Origin of the sequence: Amycolatopsis sp. NPDC006125 (genome assembly GCF_040614195.1) — a bacterium.
Lineage (GTDB): Bacteria > Actinomycetota > Actinomycetes > Mycobacteriales > Pseudonocardiaceae > Amycolatopsis_E > Amycolatopsis_E tucumanensis.
Map to the genome: position 1 here is coordinate 36,870 of NZ_JBEXTZ010000034.1, position 24,755 is coordinate 61,624.

The window sequence follows — 24,755 nt, forward strand, 5'->3', positions numbered from 1 at the left end:
CGATCCGCTCCTGGCTCGCCGGACACCGCCGTACGCCAGGCGGTGCGGGCCGGTTCGGAGCTGCCGAAAAGCCCGGCGGCGCGGTCCGGCACGGTGTCGCGCCTCGCGCATCCGCCTGCCGGCGCTCCCGGCACGCGGCCAAGCGTGCCGGGCCGGTGAACCGCGGAGCACGCCCTCTCGTGTCAATGGGATGACCCGGTCGCCGTGCACCGGGCTCGCACCGCGGGAGGTGCCCGATGACCCGCCTGCTCGTCGCCGTGATCGTGGCGGTGTTCGCGTCCGCGTGCGGCCCGGCTGCGCCGGAGCGCCCGCCCGCCGATCTGCGCGTCGCCGTCATCAGCGGGCTCGGGGAGGTCGTCGCCGACGACCAGGGCCGCACGCTCTACCGCTTCGAGCTGGACAGCGCGTCACCACCGGCGAGCAACTGCGCCGGCGCCTGCGCGACCCTGTGGCCGCCGGCAGCCGCCGGTGCCGCCGCGCCGACCACCGACGGGATCGACCGCGCGCTCGCCGGGGTTCTCGTCCGCCCGGACGGCGTGCGGCAGCTCACGCTCGGGGGCCGGCCGCTGTACCGCTACGCCAACGACACCGCACCCGGCCAGGTCAACGGCCAGGGCGTCGACGGCACCTGGTTCGTGGTCGCCCCGTCCGGGGCGAAGGTGACCGCCACCCCCGCCGACGGCGGGTCCGGCTATTGATCTTGGCGGATACTCGATGCCATGCGGGTCAACGCCTACCACTTCCGGGACACCTGGCTGCTCTCCGCGCCCGCGCGCGCCGTCTTCGAGGTGGTCACCGATGTCGCCGGGTATCCGCTCTGGTGGCCGGACGTGCGGGAGGTCACCCGGGTCGACGAGGACACCGCTCAGCTCGTCTGCCGCGCCGCGCTGCCGTACGCGCTCGTCGTTCGCATGCGCCGGGCCGAGCAGGATCCCGATCGCGGCCGCCTGCGCGTCCACCTGACCGGCGACCTCGAAGGCTCGCTCGCGGCGGTCGTCCTCGGCAGGCCGGGCGGCACCCGTCTGGAGATCACCCAGCGGGTCCTCGCCACGAAACCGCTGCTGCGCACCCTCTCCCCGCTGGCCCGGCCGGTGTTCCGCGCCAACCACGCCCTGATGATGCGGCGTGGCCGGCGCGGACTCCAGCACCACCTCAGCGCAGCGGGTGCGCGCTGAAGAACCGCAGGATCACCGGCGTCGCGTCGATCACCGACGGGACGTCCGAATCCGGGTTGGGCGCGGTGCTCGGCCAGTCGTGGCCCAGGCCCTCGACCCGGTAGTGCACGACGTCCGCATCACAGGACCGCCACCGCTCGACCCGCACCCCGTCGCCGAGGTCACGCACCACGGGTTCCGGGGCGCACCCGTCGCGCGACGCCCAGCCCGCCAGCCAGTCCGGAATGGACGGCAGCCCGCGCGCCGGATCGCCGGCGTAAGGAATTGTCGTGTCCGCGGTGCCGTGGAAGTCCAGCACCGGCGCCGGCCGCGACGGGTGGCACTCGCCGCCCTGCGGGTAGAACGCCCCGGACACCGGCGCGAACGCCGCGATCCGCCCGCTCAGCCGGCAGGCCAGCACCCCGGTGAACCCGCCGCCGTTGGACTTGCCCGCCGCGAACACGCGCCGCGGGTCGACGCACAGCTCTCGCTGCACCTGGTTCAGCAGGTCGCTGGTGAACAGCACGTCGTCCGCGGCGGCCGAGTACGGCGCGCCCGTCCACGCGCTCTTCCCGTCGGTCCCGATCAGACCCTGCGGGTAGACCGCGATCACCGACCGGCCGGAGAAGCCGGACAGCTCCTCCTGGTACTCGGCGGTGCGGCCGTGCCCGTGGAAGGACAGGACCAGCGGATCCGGCCGGTCGGGCCGGTAGTCCGCCGGAACGTGCAGCAGATAGCTGCGCGTGAGCCCGCCCGAGGTGACGGTGCGGGTCACGCTCTGTCCCGCCGGCACCGGTGCGGGGTGGCCGCAGCCGGCGGAAGGCACGGGGAAGCCGACGATCCCCGACGCGGTGGCGGCCGGCGCGGCCAGGAGGGTGCCGGTGATCGCGGCGACCACCGCGATCACCAGCCGCCGGGCGCGCATCAGACGCCGGCCTTCACGGGCTCCCGCGCCGGCTCGGCCGCGGGGTGGTCGTCCACCAGCGTGGTCTCGTTGAACGGGTCCTGCCCGGACAGCACCCGCTGGGCCCGCGACCGGTCGAACTCCTTGGTCCAGGACCCGATGACGACCGTCGCCACGGCGTTGCCCGCGAAGTTGGTCACCGCGCGCGCCTCGGACATGAACCGGTCGATGCCGAGGATGAACCCGACGCCGCCGACCAGATCCGGCCGGTGCGACTGCAGCCCGCCCGCCAGGGTCGCCAGGCCCGCGCCGCTCACACCGGCCGCGCCCTTCGACGCGATGATCATGAACACCAGCAGGGAGATCTGCTCGCCGACGGACAGCGGGCTGCCCTGCGCGGTGGCGATGAACAGCGTCGCCATCGTCAGGTAGATCGCGGTGCCGTCCAGGTTGAACGAGTACCCGGTCGGCACCGTGATGCCGACGACCGGCTTGGACACGCCCAGGTGCTCCATCTTCGCGATCAGCCGCGGCAGCGCCGACTCCGACGACGACGTCGACACGATCAGGATGAACTCGCGGGTGAGGTACCGCAGCAGGCTGAAGATGTTGATCCGCGCGCCCAGCCACAGGATCGCGCCGAGCACGATCACCACGAACAACGCGCACGTGACGTAGAACCCGACCATCACCACCGCGAGGCTCTTCAGCGCGTTCCACCCGGTCGCGCCCACCACCGCGGCGATCGCGCCGAACGCGCCCACCGGCGCCGCCCACATGATCATCGACAGGATGCGGAACACGAGCTTCTGGATGTGCTCGATGCCGCGCAGGATCGGCTTGCCCGCCTCACCCATCTTCTGCAGCGCGAAACCGGCGAGCAGCGCGACCAGCAGCGTCTGCAGCACCGAACCCTCGGTGAACGACGACACCAGCGAGGTCGGGATGATGCCGAGCACGAAGTCGGTGGTGCCCTCGCTGCCCTTGCTGGCCTGTTCCTGCGCCTTCGCGATCGACGACGGGTCCAGGTGCAGGCCGCTGCCCGGGTGCAGCAGGTTGCCCACGATCAGGCCGATGGCCAGCGCGAACGTGGACATCACCAGGAAGTAGCCGATGGCCATCAGGCCGACCTTGCCGACCTTCGCGGCCTTGGCGACCGACCCGATGCCGAGCACGATCGTGCAGAAGATGATGGGGGAGATCATCATCTTGATCAGGTTCACGAACCCGGTGCCGAGCCAGGCGAGGCTCTTGCCGAAGCCGGGGAACAGGATCCCGACCGCGACACCGAGGACGACCGCGGCGATGACCGCGAGGTAGAGGTAGTGCATCCGGTCGCGGCGCGGCTTCGCGCCGGCCGGTGGTGCCGTAGGCAACGTTGCCTCCTGTGGGGACGTGACGCGCCCAGTCCGGCGCAGTTCGCGTGGAACTATCGGCCACGGGTATGACCGCGGTCACCGTTGTGTTCATAGAGTTCGCGGCGCGACCGGCGTCCCCGGGCGGCCGGCCCGGCCGGTGTGCTGGGATGGCGGGGTGCGGATCACGAGCAGGCGCTGGAGCCTCGCGCGGCAGCTGCTCCTGCTGCAGGTGGCGGGAGTGGCCGTGCTGGTCGCGGTCGGGGCGCTGCTGGCCTACTTCGACGCCGCCCGCGCCGTGGAGGCCCGCGCGCAGGACAAGGTGGTCGCCATCGCGAGCACCCTCGCCGACTCGCCGACGGTGCTCTCCGCGCTGAGACTGCCCAATCCGAGCACCGAACTGCAACCCTTCGCCGAGCAGGTGCGGCGCGACACCGGGGTCGACTTCATCACGATCATGGACCCGGACGGCATCCGCTACACCCACCCGAACCCGGAGCTGATCGGGCAGCGGTTCCTCGGCACGATCGACGTCGCGCGGCAGGGCCGGGTCTACACCGAGACCTACACCGGGACGCTCGGCCCGTCGATGCGCGCGGTGGTGCCGGTGTTCGACGCGGAGCGGCGCGTGGTCGCGCTGGTGTCGGCAGGCATCAAGGTCGACGCCATCTCGGCGGCGCTGGCGCAGCGGATCTGGACGCTCGCCGCGGTGGCCGGCGCGGCCCTGGTGGTGGGCATCGCGGGCAGCTACCTGGTCAGCAGCAGGCTGCGGCGGCAGACCCGCGGTCTCGCCCCGGCCGAGCTGAGCAGCATCTTCGCCTACTACGAGGCGACCCTGCACGCGGTGCGCGAGGGGCTCGTGCTGGTCGGCGCGGACGAGCGGGTGGTGCTGTGCAACGACGCCGCCCGCGAGCTGCTCGGCCTCGGCGCGGACCCGACCGGCAAACCGGTCACCGAGCTGGGGCTGCCACCGAGCCTGGTCGGAGCGCTGCGGGGCCAGGAGCCGCGGCGCGACGAGATCCACCTGACCGACGTGCGGGTGCTGGTGGTGAGCACCGCGCCGGTGCGGTCCCGCGCCCGCGCGAAGGACCACGGCACCGTCGTCACCCTGCGCGACCACACCGACCTGCAGCTGCTCACCGGCGAGCTGACCACCGCGCGCGGGCTCGCCGAGTCGCTGCGGTCGCAGGCGCACGAGGCGGCCAACCGCCTGCACACGGTGGTGTCCCTGGTGGAGATGGGCCGCACCCAGGAAGCGGTCGAGTTCGCCACGGCGGAGCTGGAGATCGCGCAGCGGCTCACCGACCAGGTGGTCGGCGCGGTGTCCGAACCGGTGCTGGCCGCGCTGCTGCTCGGCAAGACCGCCGAGGCCAGCGAGCGCGGCGCCGAACTGGTGCTGACCGAGGACACCGCCATCGAGGACACCGACACCGGCATCGAGCCACGCGACCTGATCACCGTGCTGGGCAACCTGATCGACAACGCGATCGACGCCGCCATCGAGGCCGCGGGTGAGCGGCCGGAGCGGCCGCGGGTCACGGTGACCGCGAAGATCGAGGGGGAGGAGCTGCTGTTGCGGGTCGCCGACAACGGCCGGGGCGTGCCGGACGAGGCGCGGCGGCGCGTGTTCGAGCGCGGCTGGACGACCAAACCGGACGGTCACGGGCTGGGCCTGGCGCTGGTCGGGCAGGTGGTGCGGCGCAACGGCGGACGGGTGGACGTGGCCTCCGGCGAGGGCGCGGTGTTCACCGTGCGGCTGCCGGTGCGGCAGGAGGTGCCGCGGTGATCCGGGTGCTCGTGGTCGAGGACGACCCGGTCGCCGCCGAGGCGCACCGGACCTACGTGGAGCGGGTCGCCGGGTTCACCGTCGCCGCGGTCGTCCACTCCGGCGCGGAGGCGCTGCGGTTCTTCGAGCGCGACACCGCCGACCTGGTGCTGCTCGACTTCTACCTGCCCGACACGCACGGCCTCGCGGTGTGCCGGGCGTTGCGGGCCGCGGGCAATCTGGTGGACGTCATCGCGGTGACCTCGGCGCGGGACCTGGCGGTGGTGAAGGCCGCGGTGTCGGTCGGGATCGTGCAGTACCTCATCAAGCCGTTCACCTTCGCCTCGCTGCGGGACAAGCTCGACCGGTACGCGAAGTTCCGGGAAAGTTTCGGGGAAACCGGCGAGGTCGGGCAGTCCGAGGTGGACCGGGCGTTCGCGGCGCTGCGCTCGCCGGTGGCGACGGCCCTGCCCAAGGGGATGAGCGGGCAGACCCTGGACGCGGTGGTCTCGGCGCTGCGGGACGAACCGGACGGGCTGTCCGCGGGCGCGGCCGCCACCGCGACCGGGGTGTCCCGGGTTACCGCGCGGCGGTACCTGGAATACCTCGCGGACAACGGACTCGCGCGACGAGAGCCGCGATACGGACAGGTCGGGCGGCCGGAGGTTTGGTACCGGGCCGTGACGTGAAGGACGCTACGATCCGCGGCATGAGCCAGCCTTACCAGCAGCAGCCCCGGTTCCCGATCCTGCTGTCCACTATGAACGATTTGCCCGGCTACCGGGTCGTGCGCGTGTACGGCGAGGTGTTCGGGCTGACGGTGCGCAGCCGGAACATGTTCTCCAACCTCGGCGCCGGCTTCAAGGCGATGGCGGGCGGCGAGCTGAAGGGCCTGTCGAAGCTGCTGTCCGATTCGCGGTACGAGGCGCTGGGGCGGCTCTGCCAGGAGGCGATGGCCTTCGGGGCGAACGCGGTGCTGAGCATGCGCTTCGACTGCAACGAGATCGCCCAGACCGCGAGCGAGATCGCCGCCTACGGCACGGCCGTGTACGTGGTGCCCGACGGCACGGACGCAGGCGCGCAGCAGCAGGCCGCGCAGCAGCAGTACCAGCAGCAGCCGCAGGCACAGGGGCAGCAGGGACAGGGCCAGTTCCAGCAGGGCTTCGCGCCGCAGCAGTGACCGCGGGCGCCGGCCCGGCCGTCATCGCGGCCGGCCCGGCACGCCCGGCCGCCGCTGCCACGGGCGCGGCCCGTCGAGGGGCCGGTACTCCACGCCGAGTGCGTCCAGCCGCGGCAGGTGGTGCTCGGCCAGCCGCGTGTGGAACTCCGCGCCATCGCGTTCGGGCGGGCTCCACACGACCTCGGCGAAGGCGCACAACCGCGGGAACGTCGCGTAGTCGACCCGCCGCACCGAGTCCAGGTGCTCGGTCCACACCTGCGCCTGCGCCCCGAGCACCCCGGGCGGCGGCTCCCAGCGGTGGACGTCGGCCAGGGTCCGCACGAACCCGACCGGGATGGGCTCGTCGTCGCCGTCGGCCTGCCGGTGGTCGAGGTACACCGCCTGCTCGGGACACGCGACGACCTGGCACCCGGCGTCGATCGCCCGTGTCACCTGGGTTTCGTCCCGCCACGCGCCGATCACGGTGCCGGCGGGCAAGGCGGTCCCGGCGTCCAGGACCTCGTCCCAGGCGTGCGCCCGCCGGCCGCGCGCGTGCAGGTGCTCGATCATCCGCGCGGTGAACTTGCCGTGCTCCGGTGTGGCGCCCGGCGCCTCGTCCCCGCCGACGCCGATCACCTCGGACGGGAAGATGTCCAGCACCTCGTCGAAGACCGCGCGGAAGAACTCCACTGTGGACTCCGACGGGTCCAGGAGGTCGGTGCTGACGCCCCACGACGTCCACACGTCGAGCTCGCGCCCGCCGCCCAGTTCCGGGTACGCGGCGATCGCCGCGCGGGAGTGGCCGGGCACGTCGATCTCGGGCACCACCGTGATCGCCCGCGCCGCCGCGTAGGCGACGATCTCCCGCAGGTCGTCGCCGGTGTAGAACCCGCCGTGCGGCCGCCCGTCGCGCTCCGGGCCGTCGTGGCGGCCGACCATCGACTCCCGCCGCCACGACCCCACCTCGGTCAACCGCGGGAACGCCGGGATCTCCACGCGCCAGCCCTGGTCGTCGGTGAGGTGCAGGTGCAGCACGTTCAGCTTGTGCGCGGCGAGCAGGTCGGTGAACCGCAGCACCTCGGCCTTGGTGCGGAAGTGCCGCGCCACGTCGAGCAGGCAGCCGCGCCAGGCGAACCGCGGATGGTCCACCACCGTCCCGCACGCCAGCTCCGCCGTCCCGCGCAGCGGCACGGCGCGGAACGCGTCCGGCCCGATCAGCTGCCGCAGCGTCTGCCGCGCGTAGAACTCGCCCGCGGCGTCCGGCGCCTCGATCAGCACCCCGTCCGGCCGGATCGTGAGCCGGTAGCCCTCCGCGGGCAGGTCCGCCGCCCGCACCTCGACCGGCGCCGGCCACCGGCACGTCCCGGGCGCGGCGGTGACCGACACCGGCCGGGGGAGCAGTGCGGTCAGCGGGATCACCCCTTCACCGCCCCGGCCATGCCGCCGACCAGCCTGCGCTGCACGAGCACGAAGAACACCAGCACCGGCACGGTCATCAGCGTCGAGGACGCCATGATCGCGCCCCAGTCGTTCTCCTCCGGCTTGAAGAACACCAGGATCGCCTGCGGCAGCGTCTGGTTCTCCGAGCGGGAGATGATGAACGTCTTGGCGAACAGGAAGTCGTTCCACGCGTGGATGAACGACAGCACGCTCGTCGCCACGAGGCCGGGCGTCACGAGCGGGAACAGGATCTGCCACACGAACCGGAACCGGCTCGCCCCGTCCACCTTCGCCGCCTCTTCGAGTTCGGCGGGCACCGCGGCGACGAAACCGCGCAGCATCCAGATCGCGAACGGCAGGCTGAACGCCAGGTGCACCAGCACCAGCGAGCCCAGCTCGTTGAGCCCGAACGCGGGCGCCACCTGCCCCACCGAGCGCATCAGGAAGAACAGCGGGATCGTCAGCGCCTCCACCGGCACCATCTGCGCGACCAGGAGCATCACGAGCAGCACCGTGCGGCCGCGGAAGCGGAACCGGGTCAGCGCCACCGCGGCCAGGAAGGCGAACAGCAGCGACAGCGCCACCACGACGAGCGCGACCGCCAGGCTGTTGAGGAAGTACCGGCCGAACCCGGACACGGTCAGCACTCGTTGGAAGGAGTCCAGCGACGGCGCGAACGTCCACGGCGCGGCCGACTGCACCTCGCCCGGTGGTTTCAGCGCGGTCAGCACCATCCAGTACAGCGGGAACGCGACCACGGCGGCGACGAGCACGGTGACGATCTCGGCGAGCGTGCGGCCCGGTTTCCGCACCAGCGTCGTCATGCCAGCCCCGCCCGCTGGGACCGGACGTACAGCCCGGTGACGGACAGCAGCAGCACGGTCATCACCACCCCGATCGCCGCGCCGAGGCCGTAGCGCGAACCGGCGAAGGCCTGCTGGTAGGCGTAGACGTTGAGCACCAGGTTCCGTCCCGCGACGCCACCGCCGCTGGTCATCACGTAGATCTGCGTGAACACCTTGAAGTCCCAGATGATCGACTGCACGGTCGCGATCAGCAGCATCGGCCGCACCATCGGCAGCAGCACCGAGGTCGTCGTCCGCCACGCGCCCGCACCGTCCAAAGTGGCCGCCTCGACCACTTCGGCCGGCACCGCGCGGATCCCGGCGTACATGGTCACCAGAACGAACGGGAACGAGCACCAGATCACCTCCAGCGCCACCAGCCCGAACGCGCTGGTGGTGCCGAAGGTCCAGGAGTGCCCGGCCATGCCGCCGAACCCGAGTGACGCCAGCGCCTCGTTGACCAGGCCGAAATCGGCGTCGAAGAGGAACAGCCAGATGTAGGACCCGGCCACCGCGGGTGTCGCCCACGCGCCGAGCGCGGCGAGGAACAACAGCGTGCGGGGCACCGCGCGGACCTTGCTCGCCAGCACCGCCAGCCCGGTGCCCGCCACCAGGCTGCCCACCACGCACACCGCCGCGAACACGACGGTCTTGGCGAGCACGGTCCAGAACGTGGCGCTGCCGAGCAGTTCCACGTAGTTCGCCAGCCCGAGGAACCGCAGCGGCGCGTTGCCCGCCGCCTCGGCCTGCCCGTAGTCGTAGAACGAGATGACGACGAGCTGGTAGATCGGGTAGGCCAGCACCACCAGCAGCAGGATCGCGGCGGGGGCGAGGTAGCGGACGGCGGCGGGGCCGTCCCCGCGCCTGCGGCGGCGCGGGGACGGTGCGGGCGGTGCTGTCGGCGCCTCGGGCGCCAGCAGGTTCGGGGTGGCCACGTCAGCCGCCGAAGGCCTGGTTCATCGCCTCGTTCGCGGCCGCGAGCGCGGCGTCCGGGCTCTTCTCCCCGGTCGCGATCTGCTGCACCGCGGTCGGCAGCACGCCCTGCGCGTCGATGCGCGACCAGGCCGGGCTGGGCGGCACGAACTTCGTGCCCGCCTTGAGCGTCGCCACGAACGGCTCCAGGAACGGGTCGCTCGCCGCCACCTGGTTCTGCACCGCGGTCAGGGTCGGCAGGTTGCCCATCGCCTCGTACATCCGCGCCTGGTACTTCGCCCCGGCGAGCAGTTCGGCGAACTCGGTGGCCAGGCTGCGGTGGGTGGTCGCGCGGAAGACGCCGAGCAGGTTGCCACCGGCGAACGCGGGCGCGACCGACCCCGGCTGCGTGCCGGGCAGCGGCACGACCGCGTACTTGCCCCGCACCGCGCCGGCTTCCACGGCCTTGCGGTTGAAATCGCCGCCGATCGTCATCGCGGCCTTGCCCCCGGCGAACGCCTGCACGCTCTGGGTGCCTGTGGAGTTCGCGCACTGCTCCGGCGGGCAGATGCCTGCGCTGAGCAGGCTCGCGTAGGCGCTGACCCCGGCCGCGGTGGCGGGCGAGGTGAGGTCGCCGCGCCAGGCGCCGCCGGTGTTCCGGGCGACCTCGCCGCCGTGGGCCCACACGAACGGCAGCAGCGCGTAGGTGTACTTGCCGCCGACCGAGATGCCGTACAGGTCGGGTCGCGCGGCGCGGATCGCGCGGGCGGTCTCGGCCAGCTCGGCCAGCGTCGCCGGCGGCCGCAGGCCGAGTTCGGCGAACACGTCGGTGCGGTAGTAGAGCGCGCGGATGCCCGTGTACCAGGGGATGCCGTAGGTCTTGCCGTCCGCCTTCGCGGTGTCCAGGACGCTCGCCTGCAGCCCGGCGCCTTCCGGCCAGGCGCGGATGTCCTCGGTGAGGTCGGCGAGCGCGCCCGTCTGGGCGTAGCTCGCGACGTCGGTGTTGCCGAACTCGGCGACGTCCGGCGCGCTGGCGGGATCGTTGAAGGCGCCGGAGAACCGGTCCGCGCGGCCTTCCACCGGGATCCACTGGACGTCCACCTTGACTCCGGCGTGCGCGGCTTCGAATTCCGCGACCGCGTCCTTCACGACCGCTTCCTTGGGCGCGCGGTTCGCCTCGTCGAACAGCCAGACCCGCAGGGTTCCGGTCTTCTCGTCACCACCGGGCCCGGCAGGCCCGGTCTGGGCCGGCGCGCAGGCCGCGGCGGTGGCCACGACCGCGAGCGCGGCGAGGGTACGACGGATTCTCAACGCAGCCTCCGTTGCGTGTCACGCAATGTGCGTTTCGCTATTGGCAACAGAGCCTAAAACGGACGTTCACCTCGCCACAAGGTCTAGACCATTACCACTGCGTAACTCCCTCAGCGGAACAACACGGTGGCGACTTCGGGCGCCGACAGTTCGCCCTCGGCCGCGCCGAGCCGTCCGGTCGCCGGATCGCGGGGCAGCCAGGTGACCGTCCCGGAACGCTGGTTCGACACGTACAGCCGGCGCGCGGACGTGTCGAAGGTGAAGTGGCGCGGCCAGTTCCCGCCCGTCGGCGCCGCCTGCACCGGCGTCAGCGCGCGACCGGTGCGCAGCGCCGCGATCGTGTTCGCGCCACGCACCGAGACGTACACGAACCGGCCGTCCGGGGACACCGCGATCTCGCCGGGGTAGTCCTGGTCCCGCACGCCCGCTGGCACTGCGTCGCCGAGCCGGACCTCGCCGCGCACCGGGTCCCAGGTGCCCGGCACGACCGCCGGGTCCAGCTCGCACGCCACGTACAACGCGCGCCCGCCCGGGTGGAACGCGAGGTGCCGCGGCCCGGTCCCCGCGGGCAGCGAGACTTGCTGGTGGGCGACCAGCTTCCCCGCGTCGAGCCGGTAGACGTACACCGAGTTCGTGCCCAGGTCCACGGCCAGCACCCACCGGCCGGACGGATCGGGCAGGACCTGGTGCGCGTGCGGTTGCGCGCCCTCGTGCGGCACCAGGTCCGTGGCCTCGCCGAGCGTCCCGTCGCGCCGGATCGGGTGCACCACCAGCGATCCCGACGTGTAGTTCGCCGTCAGCAGGTGCCGCCCGGCCACCGACAGGTGCGTCGGACCGGCCCCGAGCGTCGAACGGCTGCCGAGCACCGCCGGCTTCAGCGGATCGCGCACGTCGACCGCGGTGACCGTGCCGTCTTCGGTCTCGTTGGTCGCGTACAGGACCTTCTTGTCAGCCGACAACGCGAACCACGACGCGGCGGGCACACCCGGCACGGTGAACCCGCGCCGCAGGCCCGCATCGCCGGCGAGGGCGACGTCCAGGCCTGCGGCGTAACTGCCCACGAAAGCCACCCGCGGCGGCGACGAGGGGATGGTCACCGGAACGGCCAGCAGGCCGGTGGCGCCGAGAAAGGTGCGGCGGCGGATGTCCGGCACGGCACTCCTCCTACACGATCGCCATCAGGATCGCGGACATCGCGAACCCCGACACGGACAGGATGGTTTCCAGGACGGTCCAGGTCTTGAGCGTTTCGCCGACGGTCAGCCCGAAGTACCGCGACACGATCCAGAACCCGCCGTCGTTGACGTGCGAGGCGATGATCGACCCGGCGGCGATCGCGACCACGATCAGCGCCAGCTGCGCCTGCGAGTACCCGGCATCGGCCAGGCTCGGCGCGATGATGCCGCCGGTGGTCACGATCGCGACCGTCGCCGAACCCTGCGCGAGCCGCAGCCCGCAGCTGATCACGTAGGCGGCCGCGATCACCGGCAGGCCACCGGCCTGCAGCGAGTCGGCCACCGCCTTGCCGATCCCGGTCGCCGACAGCACCGCGCCGAAGAACGCGCCCGCGCCCACCACCAGCAGCAGCATCGCCACCGGGCGCAGCGCGGCGGCCGACAGCGCGGACAGCTCCTTGCCGGTCATCCCGCGGCGCGTGCCCAGCAGCCAGGACGCGAGCAGCACGGCGATCGTGAGCGCCACCGCGGGCGTGCCGACGAACGCCGCCACCCCCGCGGCCGCGGAGTTTTTCGGCAGCCAGATGCTGCCGAACGTGCCGGCCAGGATCAGCACCAGCGGCACCGCGATGATCGCCGACACCAGCCCCAGCGACGGCCCGGGCCCCTCCTCGCCGTCCTCGTCGACGATCATCTCCGCCGGGACCTCGATGTTCATCCGCTTGCCGATCCACGACGGGAACACCACGCCGGCGAGGAACCACGCGGGCAGACCGCACACCGCGCCCATCAGGATGATCCAGCCGAGGTCGACGTGCAGCAGCCCGGCCGCGGCCACCGGGCCAGGGTGCGGCGGGATGAACGCGTGCGTCATGGACAGCCCGGCCAGCAGCGGCAGGCAGTACAGCAGCAGCGACCGGCCGCCCTGCCGCGCGGCGACGTACACGAGTGGCGCCAGCACGAAGATGCCGATGTCGAAGAACACCGGAACGCCGAAGATCAGGCCGGCCAAGCCCATCGCGAGCGGCGCGCGCTTCTCGCCGAAGGCCCGCAGCAGCGCGCCGGTCAGCACCCGCGCCCCGCCGGACTTCTCCAGGATCGCGCCGAGCAGCGTGCCGAGACCGATGATCGCGGCGATGTGGCCGAGGATCCCGCCGAAACCCTTTTCCAGCAACGAGTCCGACGTCTTCTGCGCGGTGCCGACGATCGTGCCGACGGGAAGCCCGGCCGCCAGGGCGGTGAGCAGCCCGACGATGATCAGGGCGATGAACGGTTCGGTCTTGAACCGGATGATCATGACCAGCAGGACGGCGATCGACACCGCCGCGAGCGTGAGCAGCCCTCCGGTGGAGTGCTGCAGCCAGTCGATCAAGCGGACCTCCTGAGTGAACGGCCGGCGAGCGCGCCGGTGGGCCTGCCGTCGTCGATGGCCGCGACGCCGTTGACGAAGACGTAGGGGATGCCCGCGGCCTGCTGCCGCGGGTCGTCGAAGGTGGCCGTGTCGGCCACGGTGTCCGGGTCGAACAGCACCAGGTCGGCGGCGTACCCCGGCTTCACCAGCCCGCGGTCGGTCAGCCGCAGCCGTCGTGCGGCCCGCCCGGTCAGGTGCGCGACGCAGTCGGCGAGGTCCAGCACGCCCAGCTCCCGCACGTACCGCGCGAGGTAGCGGGGGAAGGTGCCCCAGGCCCGCGGGTGCGGCCGGTCGCCGACGAGCAGGCCGTCGCTGCCGCCGGTGTGCGTGCGGTGGCGCATGATCGCCTGCACGTTCTCCTCGTGCCCGACGTGCATCAGGCACGACGTGCCGAGCCGTTCGGAGACCAGCACGTCGAAGTACAGCCGCGCGGCGGGCACCCCGGCGCGCCGGGCGGACTCGGCCACCGAAAGCCCGACCAGGTGGGCGTTTTCGGCCTTGCGCACGCCGTTGATCTCGATGCACTCCCAGTCGATCGGCACGCCGTGCGCGCCGTCGGAACCGGTTTCCTCGATTTCGGCGCGGATCCGCTCCCGCGTCTCCGGGTCGGCCAGCCGCTCCAGTGTCGCGTCGATCCCGCCCTCGGCAGCCCAGCTCGGCAGCAACGCGGACAGGTACGTCGCGCCGGGCAGGTACGGGTAGGTGTCGAGGGTGATGTCCACGCCGTCGTCGAGCGCGGCGTCCAGCAGCCGCAGCAGATCCGGCGCCCGGCCCTTGTTGACGGAGAAGTTCATGGTGGCGTGCGCCAGGTGCAGCGGGCACTTCGCGCGGCGGCACACCTCGACCATCTCCGCGAACGCCTCCAGCGCGCCCGCGCCGTAGCTGCGGTGGTGCGGGCTGTAGTAGCCGCCGCGCGCGCCGACGACCTCGCACAGCGCGACCAGTTCGTCGTCGTCGGCGTACATGCCCGGGGTGTAGGTCAGGCCCGAGGACATGCCGACCGCGCCCTCGTCCAGGCCTGTCGCGACCAGCTCGCGCATCCGGTCCAGTTCGGACTCCGTGGCAGGCCGGTCGTCGAACCCGACGGCGAGCATCCGGACGGTGCCCTGCGGGACCAGGTAGGCGGCGTTGACGGCGACGCCGCGGTCCAGCCGGTCCAGGTACTCGCCGACCGAGCGCCAGTTCCAGTCGAACCCGGGCGGGTCGTCGTTCCAGCCGGCGAGCTGCTCACGCAGCGCGGCCAGCGTGGTGTCGTCGACCGGGGCGTAGGACAGCCCGTCCTGGCCGAGCACCTCGGTGGTCACGCCCTGGGACACCTTCGCCAGGTGGTCCGGCGCGGCGAGCAGCTGCAGGTCGGAGTGCGAGTGCATGTCGACGAAACCAGGCGCGAGCACCAGCCCGTCCGCGTCGATCGCCCGCGTGCCCGTCAGGCCCGGGCCGATGTCCGCGATCCGGCCGTGCTCGACACCGACGTCGGCCCGGAACAGGGGAGCGCCGGTGCCGTCGGCGATCCGCGCGCCACGCAGAACGAGGTCCATTGTGGACTCCTAGAAGTAGGTGCGGACGAAGTCCACGACGGTGTCGCCGTCGACCACGGGCAGCAGCGGCCACTTGTCGAACACGGTGCACGGGTGGGACAGGCCGAGCCCGACCCAGTCGCCGATCCGCAGCGGCGAATCCGGTGGCAGCGCGACGAAGGCGTGCTGGTCGTTGAGCGCGGTGACGGTGTGGCCGGTCAGCTTCGCCGGTGGCTCACCCGGACGCCGGTGCCACTGCGGCTCGGGCAGGCCCTCGTCGAAGGAGGCGTCCCGCTTGCCCAGGGTCAGCAGGGCGAGGTCGCCGGTCGGACGCGAGGTCACCTGGGCCCAGGCGCGCAGCGCGGAGCGGAACTGCGGGGTTCCGGCGATGCGCGGCTGCTCGCCGAGCGGGGAGATGCCGCGGTAGAAGCCGTCGTCGTGGGTCAGGTAGGCGCCGCTGCGCAGGACCGGCACCACCGGCAGGCCGTCCCAGTCCCCGGTGAGCGCGGCGGCGACCTGGTCGAAGTAGGCGCTGCCGCCTGCCGTGACGATCACCTGGTCCAGCCCGGCGAACAGGCCGCGACGCCCGATCGCGGCGGTGAGCTCGCGCAGGCGACCGAGGTAGGTGTCGACCGTTCGCCGCGATTCCGGGCCCGGGTCGTGGGCCAGGGCGCCCTCGTAGCCGCCGGTGCCGGCCAGCCGCAGGGCCGGGCTCGCGTGCGCGGCTTCGGCGGCCGCCAGCGCGGTGTCCAGGTCGCGCGCGCCGGTGCGCCCGCCGTCGCCGCCCAGTTCGACCAGCACGTCGACCTGGCGGCCTGTCCCGCGCAGCGCCTCGGTCATCAGCTCGACCGACGCGACCGAGTCGACCCAGCAGCTGAACTCGAACTCCGGGTGCGCGTCCAGCTCCGCGCCCAGCCAGCGCAGTGCGGCGGGGTCGACGAGCTGGTTGGCCAGCAGGACCCGGGACACGCCGAAGGCGCGGTAGATCCGCAGCTGGCTCGCATTGGCCGCGGTGATGCCCCACGCGCCGTGCTCGGCCTGCCGCGCGAACAGCTGCGGCGCCATCGTGGTCTTGCCGTGCGGCGCGAGCCGGACGCCGACCTTGGTGCACCACTCCGCCATGGTCCGCAGGTTGTGTTCCAGCGCGTCCGCCTCCAGCACCACCACCGGCCCGACGAAACCGCCGGTGAACAGGCCGGGCCGGCGCGCGGCGGCCTCGGCGAGGGTGAGCCCCCACAGGTCGGCGGGGAGGGATTTGAACCGCCAGTCGAGCCGTTCGCCCGCGATCGCCGCCAGCGCGGCCGGGTCGAGGGTGCACTCGGAGGAAGCCATTCGAACTCCGTTGCGTGTTGTGCAACGCACGTTGCGCAAAATGAATGCGATAGGTGTAGCATCCGGTTCGTGGCAGGTCAATGGAGCGAACGTGAGCCAGAGTCTTGATCGCGGGCTGAGCCTGCTGACCGCGCTCGCCGGCGGCGCGACCACCCTGGACGAGCTCGCCGACGCGCTCGGCGTGCACAAGTCGACGGTGCTGCGGCTGCTGCGCACCCTGGAGGCGCAGCACTTCGTGCAGCGCGAGGGCGCGCGGCACTACCGGCTCGGCAGCGCCCTGTTCGACCTGGCCAACCGCGCGCTGGAGGGCCGGGACGTGCGGCGCGAGTCCGCGCCCGCCCTGGCCGCGCTCAACGACCGCACCGGGCACACCGTGCACCTGGCCACCTACGAAGACGGCGAGGTCGTCTACGTCGACAAGTACGAGGGCAGGCACAGCGTGCGGATGTACTCCCGCGTGGGCAAACGCGCGCCGCTGCACTGCACGGCGGTCGGCAAGGTCCTGGTGGCCGCGCTGCCCGAGGCCCAGCGGGAGAAGGTCGCGCGCGACCTGGACTACCCGCGGCTGACCGCGAACACGATCACCACGGCCGACGAGTACCTGGCCGAGCTCGCGCGCGTCGCGGAGCGCGGGTACGCGGTGGACAACGCCGAGCACGAGGACTTCATCCACTGCGTGGCCGCGCCGGTGCGCGGACCGGGTGGGGCGGTGCTCGCGGCGGTGTCCCTGTCGGTGCCGAAGGTGCTGCTGGACTACGACGGCCTGCTGGCGCTGCTGCCGGACCTGCGGGCCGCCGCCGAGGACGCGTCCACCCACAACGGGTGGACCCGATGAGGAAGGAACTCCTACATGGCGAAGGTCGCGATCACCACGGAGAACGCCCCCAAGGCCGCGGCGAACTACTCGCCGGCCGTGCGCAAGGGCAACATCCTCCAGCTGGCCGGGCAGGTCGCGTTCGACCCGAAGACCGGGGAGGTCGTCGGCGCCTCCGTGGGTGAGCAGACGCGCCAGGTGTTCCGCAACCTGGAGGCGGTGCTCACCGAGGCCGGCGCCGGCTGGGACGACGTCGTGATGGTGCGCGCGTACCTCACCGACACCGGCCACTTCGCCGAGTTCAACGAGGTCTACAACCAGCTCATCCCGGAGCCGTACCCGGCCCGCACCACCGTGTACGTCGGGCTGCCGAAGGGCCTGCTGGTGGAGATCGACCTGCTGGCCGTGGTGGACTGATTCCCGGCCGGAATGCTTCCGGGTCGACGCGACAACGCCCGGCAGGGAGTCCCCTGCCGGGCGTTGTCCGGACCTTGTCGTTCTGCGGGCCGACTCGTCAGTAGACGGGGCCGGTGTACTTCTCGCCCGGGCCCTCGCCCGGCGCGTCCGGCACGGCCGAGGCCTCCCGGAACGCCTTCTGCAGCGACTGCAGCCCGTCCCGCAGGGGAGCGGCGTGCACGCCGAGGTACTCGGCCGAGGCGGTGACCAGGCCGGCGAGCGCGGTGATCAGCCTGCGGGCCTCGTCGAGGTCGCGGTGCGGGCTGGTGTCCGGGTCCTCGTCGGCGAGCCCGAGCCGCTCGGCCGCCGCGGACAGCAGCATCACCGCGGCCCTGCTGATGACCTCGACGCTGGGGATGTCCTGCAGGTCGCGGACGGGCGGGGAAATATCGCCCGGGTCGGGCGCGTTGGAACCATCGTCAAGCACGTCTGGTACCCTTCCACGTGCGACCAGTCCCCGAGGAATCGGGGGCGGCAAGTGGAGCCCCGCTCCCACCCGAGCCGCCGCACGAGGCAGCCGGGTCCGGTCCCGCCAACGGGCGTTGCCCGTGGCGGCGGAACGTTCGTCGTAGCCGTCGGACGTGATCGGAAAGCAGGGCCCCGCATCCTGGCCATCAGGCCTGGGACGGGGCCCGTGGTATGTGGGCACCAGGTCGAGCAGGCTAGACAACACACCTCGGACCAAGGAGGCCACATCAGCGCCGAGACACGCATCAACGAACGCATCCGCGTTCCCGAGGTCCGGCTCGTCGGACCGAACGGCGAACAGGTCGGCATCGTCCGGATCGAGGATGCGCTCAGGCTCGCCCAGGAAGCGGATCTCGACCTCGTCGAGGTCGCCCCGCAGGCGCGCCCGCCGGTCTGCAAGCTCATGGACTTCGGCAAGTTCAAGTACGAGAGCGCGCAGAAGGCCCGCGAGTCACGCCGTAACCAGCAGCTCACCGTCATCAAAGAGCAGAAGCTGCGCCCCAAGATCGACCAGCACGACTACGAGACGAAGAAGGGGCACGTGTCCCGCTTCCTCGCCGCGGGGAACAAGGTCAAGGTGACCATCATGTTCCGCGGTCGTGAGCAGTCGAGGCCGGAGCTGGGTTTCCGGCTGCTGCAGAAGCTCTCCGAGGACGTGGCCGAGCTCGGTTATGTGGAGGCGTCCCCGAAGCAGGACGGCCGCAACATGATCATGGTGCTGGCGCCGCACAAGAACGCCAAGCCCAAGCAGAAGGCCGCCAAGGAACCCGTCGACTCCTGACGGGCGCCGCGACCGACGCAGTTCGCAGCACACCGGGATCTCCGGTGTGCTGCACCATGAAAGAGAGCACTCAAAATGCCGAAGATGAAGACGCACAGCGGGACCTCGAAGCGGATTCGGGTCACCGGCAGCGGCAAGCTTCGCCGCCAGAAGGCCGGCCGCCGCCACCTGATGGAGAAGAAGTCGAGCCGGGTCACCCGTCGCCTGGAGGGCACCGGCGAGGTCGCCAAGAACGACGTCGGCCGGGTCAAGCGGCTCCTCGGCCGCTGACGCCTCTCCTCTTCCGCCGTAAACCCCCCCCGGGGCGCCGACCGCGCCCCCTGAGATCGACAGGACGGACCCGTGGCACGCGTCAAGCGGGCGGTCAACGCCCAGAAGAAGCGTCGCGCAACTCTCGAACTGGCCAGCGGTTACCGCGGCCAGCGCTCGCGGCTGTACCGCAAGGCGAAGGAGCAGATGCTCCACTCGCTCAACTACGCCTACCGGGACCGCCGTGCCCGCAAGGGTGACTTCCGCCAGCTGTGGATCACCCGCATCAACGCGGCCGCCCGCCAGAACGGCGTGACCTACAACCGCTTCATCCAGGGCCTCAAGGCCGCTGGTGTCGAGGTCGACCGCAAGATCCTCGCCGACCTCGCCGTCAACGACCCCGCGGCGTTCACCGCGCTGGCCGAGCTGGCGAAGCAGAACGTGACGACCGGGCCGAGCGACGAGAAGAAGTCGGCCTGAGCGAGCACACCGATCTGACCCGGCCCGGGGCGGCTCCGTTCACCGAACGGACCCCCCGGGTCGTTGCTGCGCGGCGCCTGACGCGCCGCGCCGAGCGCGACAAGACCGGCCGGTTCCTCGCCGAAGGCGCCAACGCCGTCGGCGCGGCACTGGCCCGCGATCCCGGCGCGGTGCACGAGCTGTTCGTCACCGACCGCGCCGCGCAAGCGCATCCGGACCTGGTCGGCACCGCGCGTGAAGCGGGCGTGCGGGTCTCGCCGATCACCGACCGCGCCGCGGCCGGGCTGTCGGAAACCGTGACCCCGCAAGGGATCGTGGCCGTCTGCTCACTGCTCGACCGTCCCCTCGACGGGCTGCTCGGCAGCACCGCCACGCTGGTCGCCGTGCTCGACGGCGTGGCCGACCCCGGCAACGCGGGCACCGTCATCCGGGTCGCCGACGCGGCGGGCGCCGACGCGGTCATCCTCACCGGCGACAGCGTCGACCCGCACAACGGCAAGTGCGTCCGCGCCTCCGCGGGCAGTCTCTTCCACCTCCCTCTCGCGCGTGTGCGCGACACCGCCGCGGCGCTCGCCGCCTGCCGCGAGGCCGGGCTGCGCCTGCTCGCCGCCCACGGCTACGCCGAGACCGAGCTGGGTTCGGTCGACGCCGCCGCGCCCACCGCTTGGGTCTTCGGCAACGAGGCCCACGGGCTCTCGCCCGAGGTCCTCGCCGCCGTCGACCTGCCGGTGCGGATTCCGCTCTACGGCGCGGCGGAGAGCCTCAACCTGGCCACGGCGGCCGCCGTGTGCCTCTACACCAGCGCGATGGCGGCCCGTCGTCCGGCCGGGTGACGCGCCGGTCCCGGATCGCGATCGCCTAGAATCCACCGGTAATCGTCACGTGTGCACCTCGCACGGCGGATCCCGTCCAGCGGACACCGAGGAGTTATGTCCGGAGCCACCGAGAAGCAGGACCTGACCCCGGCCGAGGCAACCTCGCCCGAGACCCTGGGGGCGGCGGTGAAGCACGCCGAGGCCGAGTTCCAGGCCGCAGGCGACCTGGACGCCCTGGCCGCGGTGAAGCCGGCCCACCTGGGTGACCACTCGCCGCTGATGCTCGCCCGCCGCGCCATCGGCTCCCTGTCCAAGCAGGAGAAGGCCGAGGTCGGCAAGCGGGTCAACGAGGCGCGCCAGGCCATCCAGGCCGCGTTCGACGCCCGGCGGGCCACGCTGCTGGCCGAGCGGGACGAGCGCGTCCTGCGCGAGGAGGCTGTCGACGTCACGCTGCCGTGGGACCGGATCCCGCGCGGCGCGCGGCACCCGCTCACCACGGTGAGCGAGCGGATCGCCGACGTCTTCGTCGCCATGGGCTGGGAGGTCGCCGAGGGCCCCGAGCTGGAAGCCGAGTGGTTCAACTTCGACGCCCTCAACTTCGCCAAGGACCACCCCGCCCGGCAGATGCAGGACACCTTCTACGCCGGTGAGCCGGGCTCCGGCCTGGTGCTGCGCACGCACACCTCGCCGGTGCAGGCCCGCACGCTGCTGCACCGCGACCTGCCGGTGTACGTCGTCTGCCCCGGCCGCACCTACCGCACCGACGAGCTGGACGCCACCCACACCCCGGTGTTCTCGCAGGTCGAGGGCCTCGCGGTGGACAAGGGCATCACGATGGCCCACCTCAAGGGCACCCTCGACGCGTTCGCCCGCGCGATGTTCGGCGAGAAGTCCAAGACCCGGCTGCGCCCGCACTTCTTCCCCTTCACCGAGCCCTCCGCCGAGGTCGACGTCTGGTTCGAGGAGAAGGCGGGCGGCCCCGGCTGGGTCGAGTGGGGCGGTTGCGGCATGGTGCACCCGAACGTGCTGCGTGCCTGTGGTGTCGACCCGGACGTCTACTCCGGCTTCGCGTTCGGCATGGGCATCGAGCGGACCCTGCAGTTCCGCAACGGCATCCCCGACATGCGCGACATCGTCGAGGGCGATGTCCGCTTCACCCTTCCCTTCGGAACGGAGGCCTAAGTGCGAGTCCCCGTCAGCTGGCTGCTCGAGCATCTGGATGCCGGCGAGGTCGGACCGCAGGAGCTGGCCGAGGCCTTCGTCCGCATCGGCATCGAGGTCGACGAGGTCCGGCCGCTGGACCAGGTCACCGGGCCGCTGGTGGTCGGCCGCGTCGCCGAGATCGAGGAGCTGACCGGCTTCAAGAAGCCGATCCGGTTCTGCCGGGTCGACGTCGGCGAGGAGGCCTCCGAGGACGAGCCCGCCGACGACGAGGGCCCCTCCGGCATCCGCACCCGCGGCATCATCTGCGGCGCCACCAACTTCGTCGAGGGCGACCTGGTCGTCGTGGCGCTGCCCGGCACGGTGCTGCCCGGGCCGTTCGAGATCACCTCGCGCAAGACCTACGGCCGCGTCAGCGACGGCATGATCTGCTCCGCCCGCGAGCTGGGCCTCGGCGACGACCACACCGGCATCCTGGTGCTCCCGCCGTCGACGGCCAGCCCCGGCGACTCCGGCCACGAGGTGCTCGGCCTCGGTGACACCGTCCTGGAGCTGACGCCGACCCCCGACCGCGGCTACGCCCTGTCGGTTCGCGGGCTGGCGCGCGAGCTGGCCGCCGCGCTCGACGTGCCCTTCGGCGACCCGGCCGCGCTCGACCTGCCGCCGGCCGAGGGCGAGGCCTGGCCGGTCGAGATCGAGGACCCCACCGGCTGTGACCGGTTCGTGGTGCGCCGGGTGACCAGCCTGGACGCCGGAGCCCCGACCCCGTGGTGGATGCGCCGCCGCCTGCTGCTCGCCGGGATCCGGTCGATCTCGCTGGCCGTGGACGTCACCAACTACGTCATGCTCGAGCTGGGTCAGCCGCTGCACGCGTGGGACACCGCGTCGCTGCAGGGCGGCCTGGTCGTCCGCCGCGCGAAGCCTGGGGAGAAGCTCACCACCCTCGACGACGTGGAGCGCACGCTCGACGCCGACGACGTCGTGATCGCCGACGAGCGCGGACCGGTGTCGCTGGCGGGCACGATGGGCGGCGCGAGCACCGAGATCAGCACCGAGAGCACCGACGTCCTGATCGAGGGCGCCCACTGGGACCCGCCGTCGATCAGCCGCACCGCGCGGCGCCACAAGCTGTTCTCCGAGGCCGCGAAGCGGTTCGAGCGGTTCACCGACCCGCAGGTCTGCGCGGCGGCGGTGGAGCGAGCCTCCCGCCTGCTGCGCACCTACGGCGACGGCAGCATCCAGCCCGGCCGCACCGACGTCGGTTCCGTCGAGCCGCCGTCGCCCATCACGATGCCGATCAGCCTGCCCGACCAGATCGCCGGCGTGCGCTACGAGCGTGGCGTCACCGTCCGGCGGCTGAACCAGGTCGGCTGCAAGGTCACGGTCGGCGCGGGTGACGACGGTGTCGCGACGGTGACCGCGACGCCGCCGAGCTGGCGTGGCGACCTGAAGCAGCCTGCCGACCTCGTCGAGGAGGTGCTGCGGCTCGAGGGTTACGACAGCATCCCGTCGGTGCTGCCCACCGCCCCGGCCGGCACCGGTCTGAGCGCTGCGCAGCGGCGCCGCCGCACCGTGTCGCGGGCGCTGGCTGAGGCCGGTTACGTCGAGGTCCAGCCGTTCCCGTTCGTCGGCGAGACGGTGTGGGACGCGTTCGGCCTGCCTGCCGACGACGTGCGCCGCAAGACGGTGCAGGTGCGGAACCCGCTGGAGGCGGACAAGGACCGCCTGGCGACGACCCTGCTGCCCGGTCTGCTGGAGACGTTGCAGCGCAACGCTTCCCGCGGCTTCAAGGACCTCGCGTTGTTCCACATCGGACAGGTCGTCCTGCCCGGCGCGAGCCCCGTGCCGATGCCGGAGCTCGGGGTCGGCGGACGCCCGACGGACGAGGACCTGGCGCAGCTGGAGGCGGCGGTGCCCGCCCAGCCGCAGCACGTGGCCGTGGTGCTCGCCGGCCAGCGCGAGCAGGCCGGCTGGTGGGGCAAGGGCGAGCAGGCCGGGTGGGCCGACGCCGTCCAGGCCGCGCGCCTGGTCGGCCAGGCCGCCGGTGTCGAGCTGCGGGTGCGCAACGCCGAGCTCGCGCCGTGGCACCCCGGCCGCTGCGCCGAGCTGCTCGTCGGCGACTGGCCCGTGGGGCACGCCGGTGAGCTGCACCCCAAGGTGATCGAGGCGCTCGGCCTGCCCAAGCGGACCGTGGCGATGGAACTGGACCTGGACGCGATCCCGCTGCAGGACCGCAGGCCGGCCCCGGTGATCTCGCCGTACCCGCCGGTGCTGCTCGACGTCGCGCTGGTCGTGGACGCGAAGGTGCCCGCCGCGGATCTCGCTGAGGCACTGGTGGCCGGCGGCGGCGATCTGCTCGAGGACGCCTCGCTGTTCGACGTCTACACCGGCGACCAGGTCGGCGAGGGCAAGCGGTCGCTGGCCTACAAGCTGCGTTTCCGCGCCCCGGACCGCACGCTCACCGTGGAGGAGGCGACGCAGGCGCGCGACGCCGCCGTGGCCGAAGCGGCCTCGCGCCACGGCGCGGAGCTGCGCGCCTAGGGCCGTCCACCGCCGAGGTGTTTGAGCGCTTCCCGCACTGACAACGGCGACAGTGCGGGATGCGCCTCGACGAAGGCGCGCACCCAGTCCGGCTCGGTGCGCGCGTAGTCGCGCAACGCCCAGCCGATTCCCTTGCGCAGGAAGAAGTCCCGGTCGTCCTGGTTGGCCTCGATCGCCGATGCCAGCAGGTCGCGGTCGGTGTCCGCCTTGGCGGTCACCTGGCAGATCACCGCCGTCCGGCGCCGCCACTTGTCCTCGTCGTGGGCCCAGCGCCGCAGCACCGGCGTCATCCGCTCCCGGTCGGCTCGCAGGATCGGCCCCACACGGTGGATGGCGACGTCGTCCACGTAGTCCCACCACGCGCCCGTGACGATCATCTCCTCGTAGAGCGGCATCAGCGTGTGGTCCTGAAACCGCGCGTAGGCCCGGTGCCCGCTGAGGTCGATCGCCAGGTAGCGCTCCTCCCGGAAGGCGGCCTCGCGCCACAGCGCCAGGACCGCCGCGACGAACGATTCCCGGTCGGGCAGCGGATGTTCGGCGAAGACGCGCCGCGCCAGCTTCGCCCGCTCTGGTTTGTACACGCCCCGGAAGTCCATCTCGGACTTCAGGTACCGGCGCATGTGCGCCGCCTTCACCGGATCGGCCAGCTCCGCCAGCCCCGAGCGCGCCGCCCGGACCAGTTCGTCTGCGTCGTCCATCCGCAGTTCCTT

At 72.3% G+C, this 24,755-nt stretch carries 25 protein-coding genes; 13 read left to right on the plus strand and 12 right to left on the minus strand.

Annotated features, from left to right (window positions below; all coding sequences use genetic code 11):
- Window positions 1-236 precede the first annotated feature (236 nt).
- Both ABZ193_RS19095 and ABZ193_RS19100 read left to right on the plus strand, forming a co-directional pair.
- Window positions 237-698 (plus strand): hypothetical protein, encoded by a 462-nt coding sequence (locus tag ABZ193_RS19095; RefSeq protein ID WP_354710822.1) that lies wholly within the window; start codon window positions 237-239, stop codon window positions 696-698.
- Window positions 699-719: 21 nt separating this feature from the next.
- On the plus strand, window positions 720-1,175 hold the full coding sequence (locus tag ABZ193_RS19100) for an SRPBCC family protein (protein ID WP_020420398.1): 456 nt from the start codon (window positions 720-722) through the stop codon (window positions 1,173-1,175).
- Here ABZ193_RS19100 and ABZ193_RS19105 read toward each other — a convergent pair.
- Window positions 1,153-2,079 (minus strand): ferulic acid esterase, encoded by a 927-nt coding sequence (locus ABZ193_RS19105; protein ID WP_354710824.1) that lies wholly within the window; start codon window positions 2,077-2,079, stop codon window positions 1,153-1,155. The genes ABZ193_RS19100 and ABZ193_RS19105 overlap by 23 nt on opposite strands.
- On the minus strand, window positions 2,079-3,389 hold the full coding sequence (locus tag ABZ193_RS19110) for a C4-dicarboxylate transporter DctA (protein WP_020420400.1): 1,311 nt from the start codon (window positions 3,387-3,389) through the stop codon (window positions 2,079-2,081). The genes ABZ193_RS19105 and ABZ193_RS19110 overlap by 1 nt, the downstream gene beginning before the upstream one ends.
- Window positions 3,390-3,591: 202 nt before the next feature.
- On the opposite strand from ABZ193_RS19110, the gene ABZ193_RS19115 reads away from it, so the two are divergent.
- Genes ABZ193_RS19115 through ABZ193_RS19125 form a run of 3 tightly spaced genes read left to right on the plus strand, consistent with a single transcriptional unit; the run spans window position 3,592 to window position 6,358 of the window.
- Window positions 3,592-5,199 carry a sensor histidine kinase gene (locus tag ABZ193_RS19115; RefSeq protein WP_354710825.1) on the plus strand — a complete coding sequence of 536 codons (1,608 nt, stop codon included), beginning with the start codon at window positions 3,592-3,594 and terminating at the stop codon, window positions 5,197-5,199.
- Window positions 5,196-5,867: a response regulator gene (locus tag ABZ193_RS19120; RefSeq protein ID WP_020420402.1), complete on the plus strand. Its 672-nt coding sequence runs from the start codon at window positions 5,196-5,198 to the stop codon at window positions 5,865-5,867. The genes ABZ193_RS19115 and ABZ193_RS19120 overlap by 4 nt, the downstream gene beginning before the upstream one ends.
- A 20-nt stretch (window positions 5,868-5,887) precedes the next feature.
- Window positions 5,888-6,358 carry a YbjQ family protein gene (locus tag ABZ193_RS19125; protein ID WP_354710827.1) on the plus strand — a complete coding sequence of 157 codons (471 nt, stop codon included), beginning with the start codon at window positions 5,888-5,890 and terminating at the stop codon, window positions 6,356-6,358.
- 21 nt (window positions 6,359-6,379) lie between these two features.
- On the opposite strand, the gene ABZ193_RS19130 is transcribed toward ABZ193_RS19125, so the two are convergent.
- The 8 genes from ABZ193_RS19130 to ABZ193_RS19165 form a co-directional block, all read right to left on the minus strand.
- Entirely contained in the window at window positions 6,380-7,756 is a 1,377-nt protein-coding gene (locus ABZ193_RS19130; RefSeq protein ID WP_354710828.1) for a beta-N-acetylhexosaminidase, read from the minus strand.
- Complete coding sequence (locus ABZ193_RS19135) at window positions 7,753-8,601, minus strand: carbohydrate ABC transporter permease (RefSeq protein ID WP_354710829.1); 849 nt, start codon at window positions 8,599-8,601, stop codon at window positions 7,753-7,755. The genes ABZ193_RS19130 and ABZ193_RS19135 overlap by 4 nt, the downstream gene beginning before the upstream one ends.
- On the minus strand, window positions 8,598-9,557 hold the full coding sequence (locus tag ABZ193_RS19140; RefSeq protein WP_020420406.1) for a sugar ABC transporter permease: 960 nt from the start codon (window positions 9,555-9,557) through the stop codon (window positions 8,598-8,600). Before ABZ193_RS19140 ends, ABZ193_RS19135 begins: the two co-directional genes overlap by 4 nt.
- A gap of 1 nt (window position 9,558) precedes the next feature.
- A complete protein-coding gene (locus ABZ193_RS19145) occupies window positions 9,559-10,845 on the minus strand; it encodes an extracellular solute-binding protein (RefSeq protein ID WP_354710831.1) in 1,287 nt (428 codons plus the stop codon).
- 110 nt (window positions 10,846-10,955) lie between these two features.
- Complete coding sequence (locus tag ABZ193_RS19150; protein ID WP_354710832.1) at window positions 10,956-11,999, minus strand: lactonase family protein; 1,044 nt, start codon at window positions 11,997-11,999, stop codon at window positions 10,956-10,958.
- 10 nt (window positions 12,000-12,009) lie between these two features.
- Window positions 12,010-13,392, minus strand: coding sequence for a gluconate:H+ symporter (locus tag ABZ193_RS19155; RefSeq protein ID WP_237338664.1), 1,383 nt, complete (start codon window positions 13,390-13,392; stop codon window positions 12,010-12,012).
- Window positions 13,389-14,969 (minus strand): D-aminoacylase, encoded by a 1,581-nt coding sequence (locus ABZ193_RS19160; protein ID WP_354710833.1) that lies wholly within the window; start codon window positions 14,967-14,969, stop codon window positions 13,389-13,391. Before ABZ193_RS19160 ends, ABZ193_RS19155 begins: the two co-directional genes overlap by 4 nt.
- 9 nt (window positions 14,970-14,978) lie before the next feature.
- Entirely contained in the window at window positions 14,979-16,280 is a 1,302-nt protein-coding gene (locus tag ABZ193_RS19165) for an amino acid deaminase (RefSeq protein ID WP_354710834.1), read from the minus strand.
- 91 nt (window positions 16,281-16,371) lie between these two features.
- Here ABZ193_RS19165 and ABZ193_RS19170 point away from each other — a divergent pair, with 91 nt between their 5' ends.
- Window positions 16,372-17,115 (plus strand): IclR family transcriptional regulator, encoded by a 744-nt coding sequence (locus ABZ193_RS19170; RefSeq protein ID WP_020420412.1) that lies wholly within the window; start codon window positions 16,372-16,374, stop codon window positions 17,113-17,115.
- Between the two features lie 15 nt (window positions 17,116-17,130).
- Window positions 17,131-17,511 carry a Rid family detoxifying hydrolase gene (locus ABZ193_RS19175; protein WP_354710835.1) on the plus strand — a complete coding sequence of 127 codons (381 nt, stop codon included), beginning with the start codon at window positions 17,131-17,133 and terminating at the stop codon, window positions 17,509-17,511.
- Between the two features lie 97 nt (window positions 17,512-17,608).
- On the opposite strand, the gene ABZ193_RS19180 is transcribed toward ABZ193_RS19175, so the two are convergent.
- Window positions 17,609-17,977, minus strand: coding sequence for a DUF1844 domain-containing protein (locus ABZ193_RS19180; RefSeq protein ID WP_027930669.1), 369 nt, complete (start codon window positions 17,975-17,977; stop codon window positions 17,609-17,611).
- 207 nt (window positions 17,978-18,184) lie between these two features.
- Between ABZ193_RS19180 and infC the strand changes: the two genes are divergently transcribed.
- The 6 genes from infC (at window position 18,185) to pheT (ending at window position 24,045) form a co-directional block, all read left to right on the plus strand.
- Window positions 18,185-18,799 (plus strand): translation initiation factor IF-3, encoded by a 615-nt coding sequence (infC, locus tag ABZ193_RS19185; RefSeq protein WP_017981979.1) that lies wholly within the window; start codon window positions 18,185-18,187, stop codon window positions 18,797-18,799.
- A 75-nt stretch (window positions 18,800-18,874) separates the two neighbouring features.
- On the plus strand, window positions 18,875-19,069 hold the full coding sequence (rpmI, locus tag ABZ193_RS19190; protein WP_020420415.1) for a 50S ribosomal protein L35: 195 nt from the start codon (window positions 18,875-18,877) through the stop codon (window positions 19,067-19,069).
- A gap of 72 nt (window positions 19,070-19,141) precedes the next feature.
- Window positions 19,142-19,528, plus strand: a complete 387-nt coding sequence (gene rplT / locus ABZ193_RS19195) for a 50S ribosomal protein L20 (protein WP_017981981.1) — start codon at window positions 19,142-19,144, stop codon at window positions 19,526-19,528.
- 14 nt (window positions 19,529-19,542) lie between these two features.
- The gene (locus ABZ193_RS19200) at window positions 19,543-20,361 is read left to right on the plus strand and encodes an RNA methyltransferase (RefSeq protein WP_354710845.1); all 819 of its coding nucleotides are present in this window, start codon (window positions 19,543-19,545) and stop codon (window positions 20,359-20,361) included.
- Window positions 20,362-20,457: 96 nt separating this feature from the next.
- Window positions 20,458-21,525: a phenylalanine--tRNA ligase subunit alpha gene (gene pheS, locus ABZ193_RS19205; protein ID WP_354710836.1), complete on the plus strand. Its 1,068-nt coding sequence runs from the start codon at window positions 20,458-20,460 to the stop codon at window positions 21,523-21,525.
- A complete protein-coding gene (gene pheT, locus ABZ193_RS19210; RefSeq protein WP_354710838.1) occupies window positions 21,526-24,045 on the plus strand; it encodes a phenylalanine--tRNA ligase subunit beta in 2,520 nt (839 codons plus the stop codon). It abuts the gene before it with no gap.
- On the opposite strand, the gene ABZ193_RS19215 is transcribed toward pheT, so the two are convergent.
- On the minus strand, window positions 24,042-24,743 hold the full coding sequence (locus tag ABZ193_RS19215) for a DNA alkylation repair protein (protein ID WP_237338670.1): 702 nt from the start codon (window positions 24,741-24,743) through the stop codon (window positions 24,042-24,044). The two genes, pheT and ABZ193_RS19215, sit on opposite strands and share 4 nt — an antisense overlap.
- Between the last annotated feature and the right edge of the window lie 12 nt (window positions 24,744-24,755).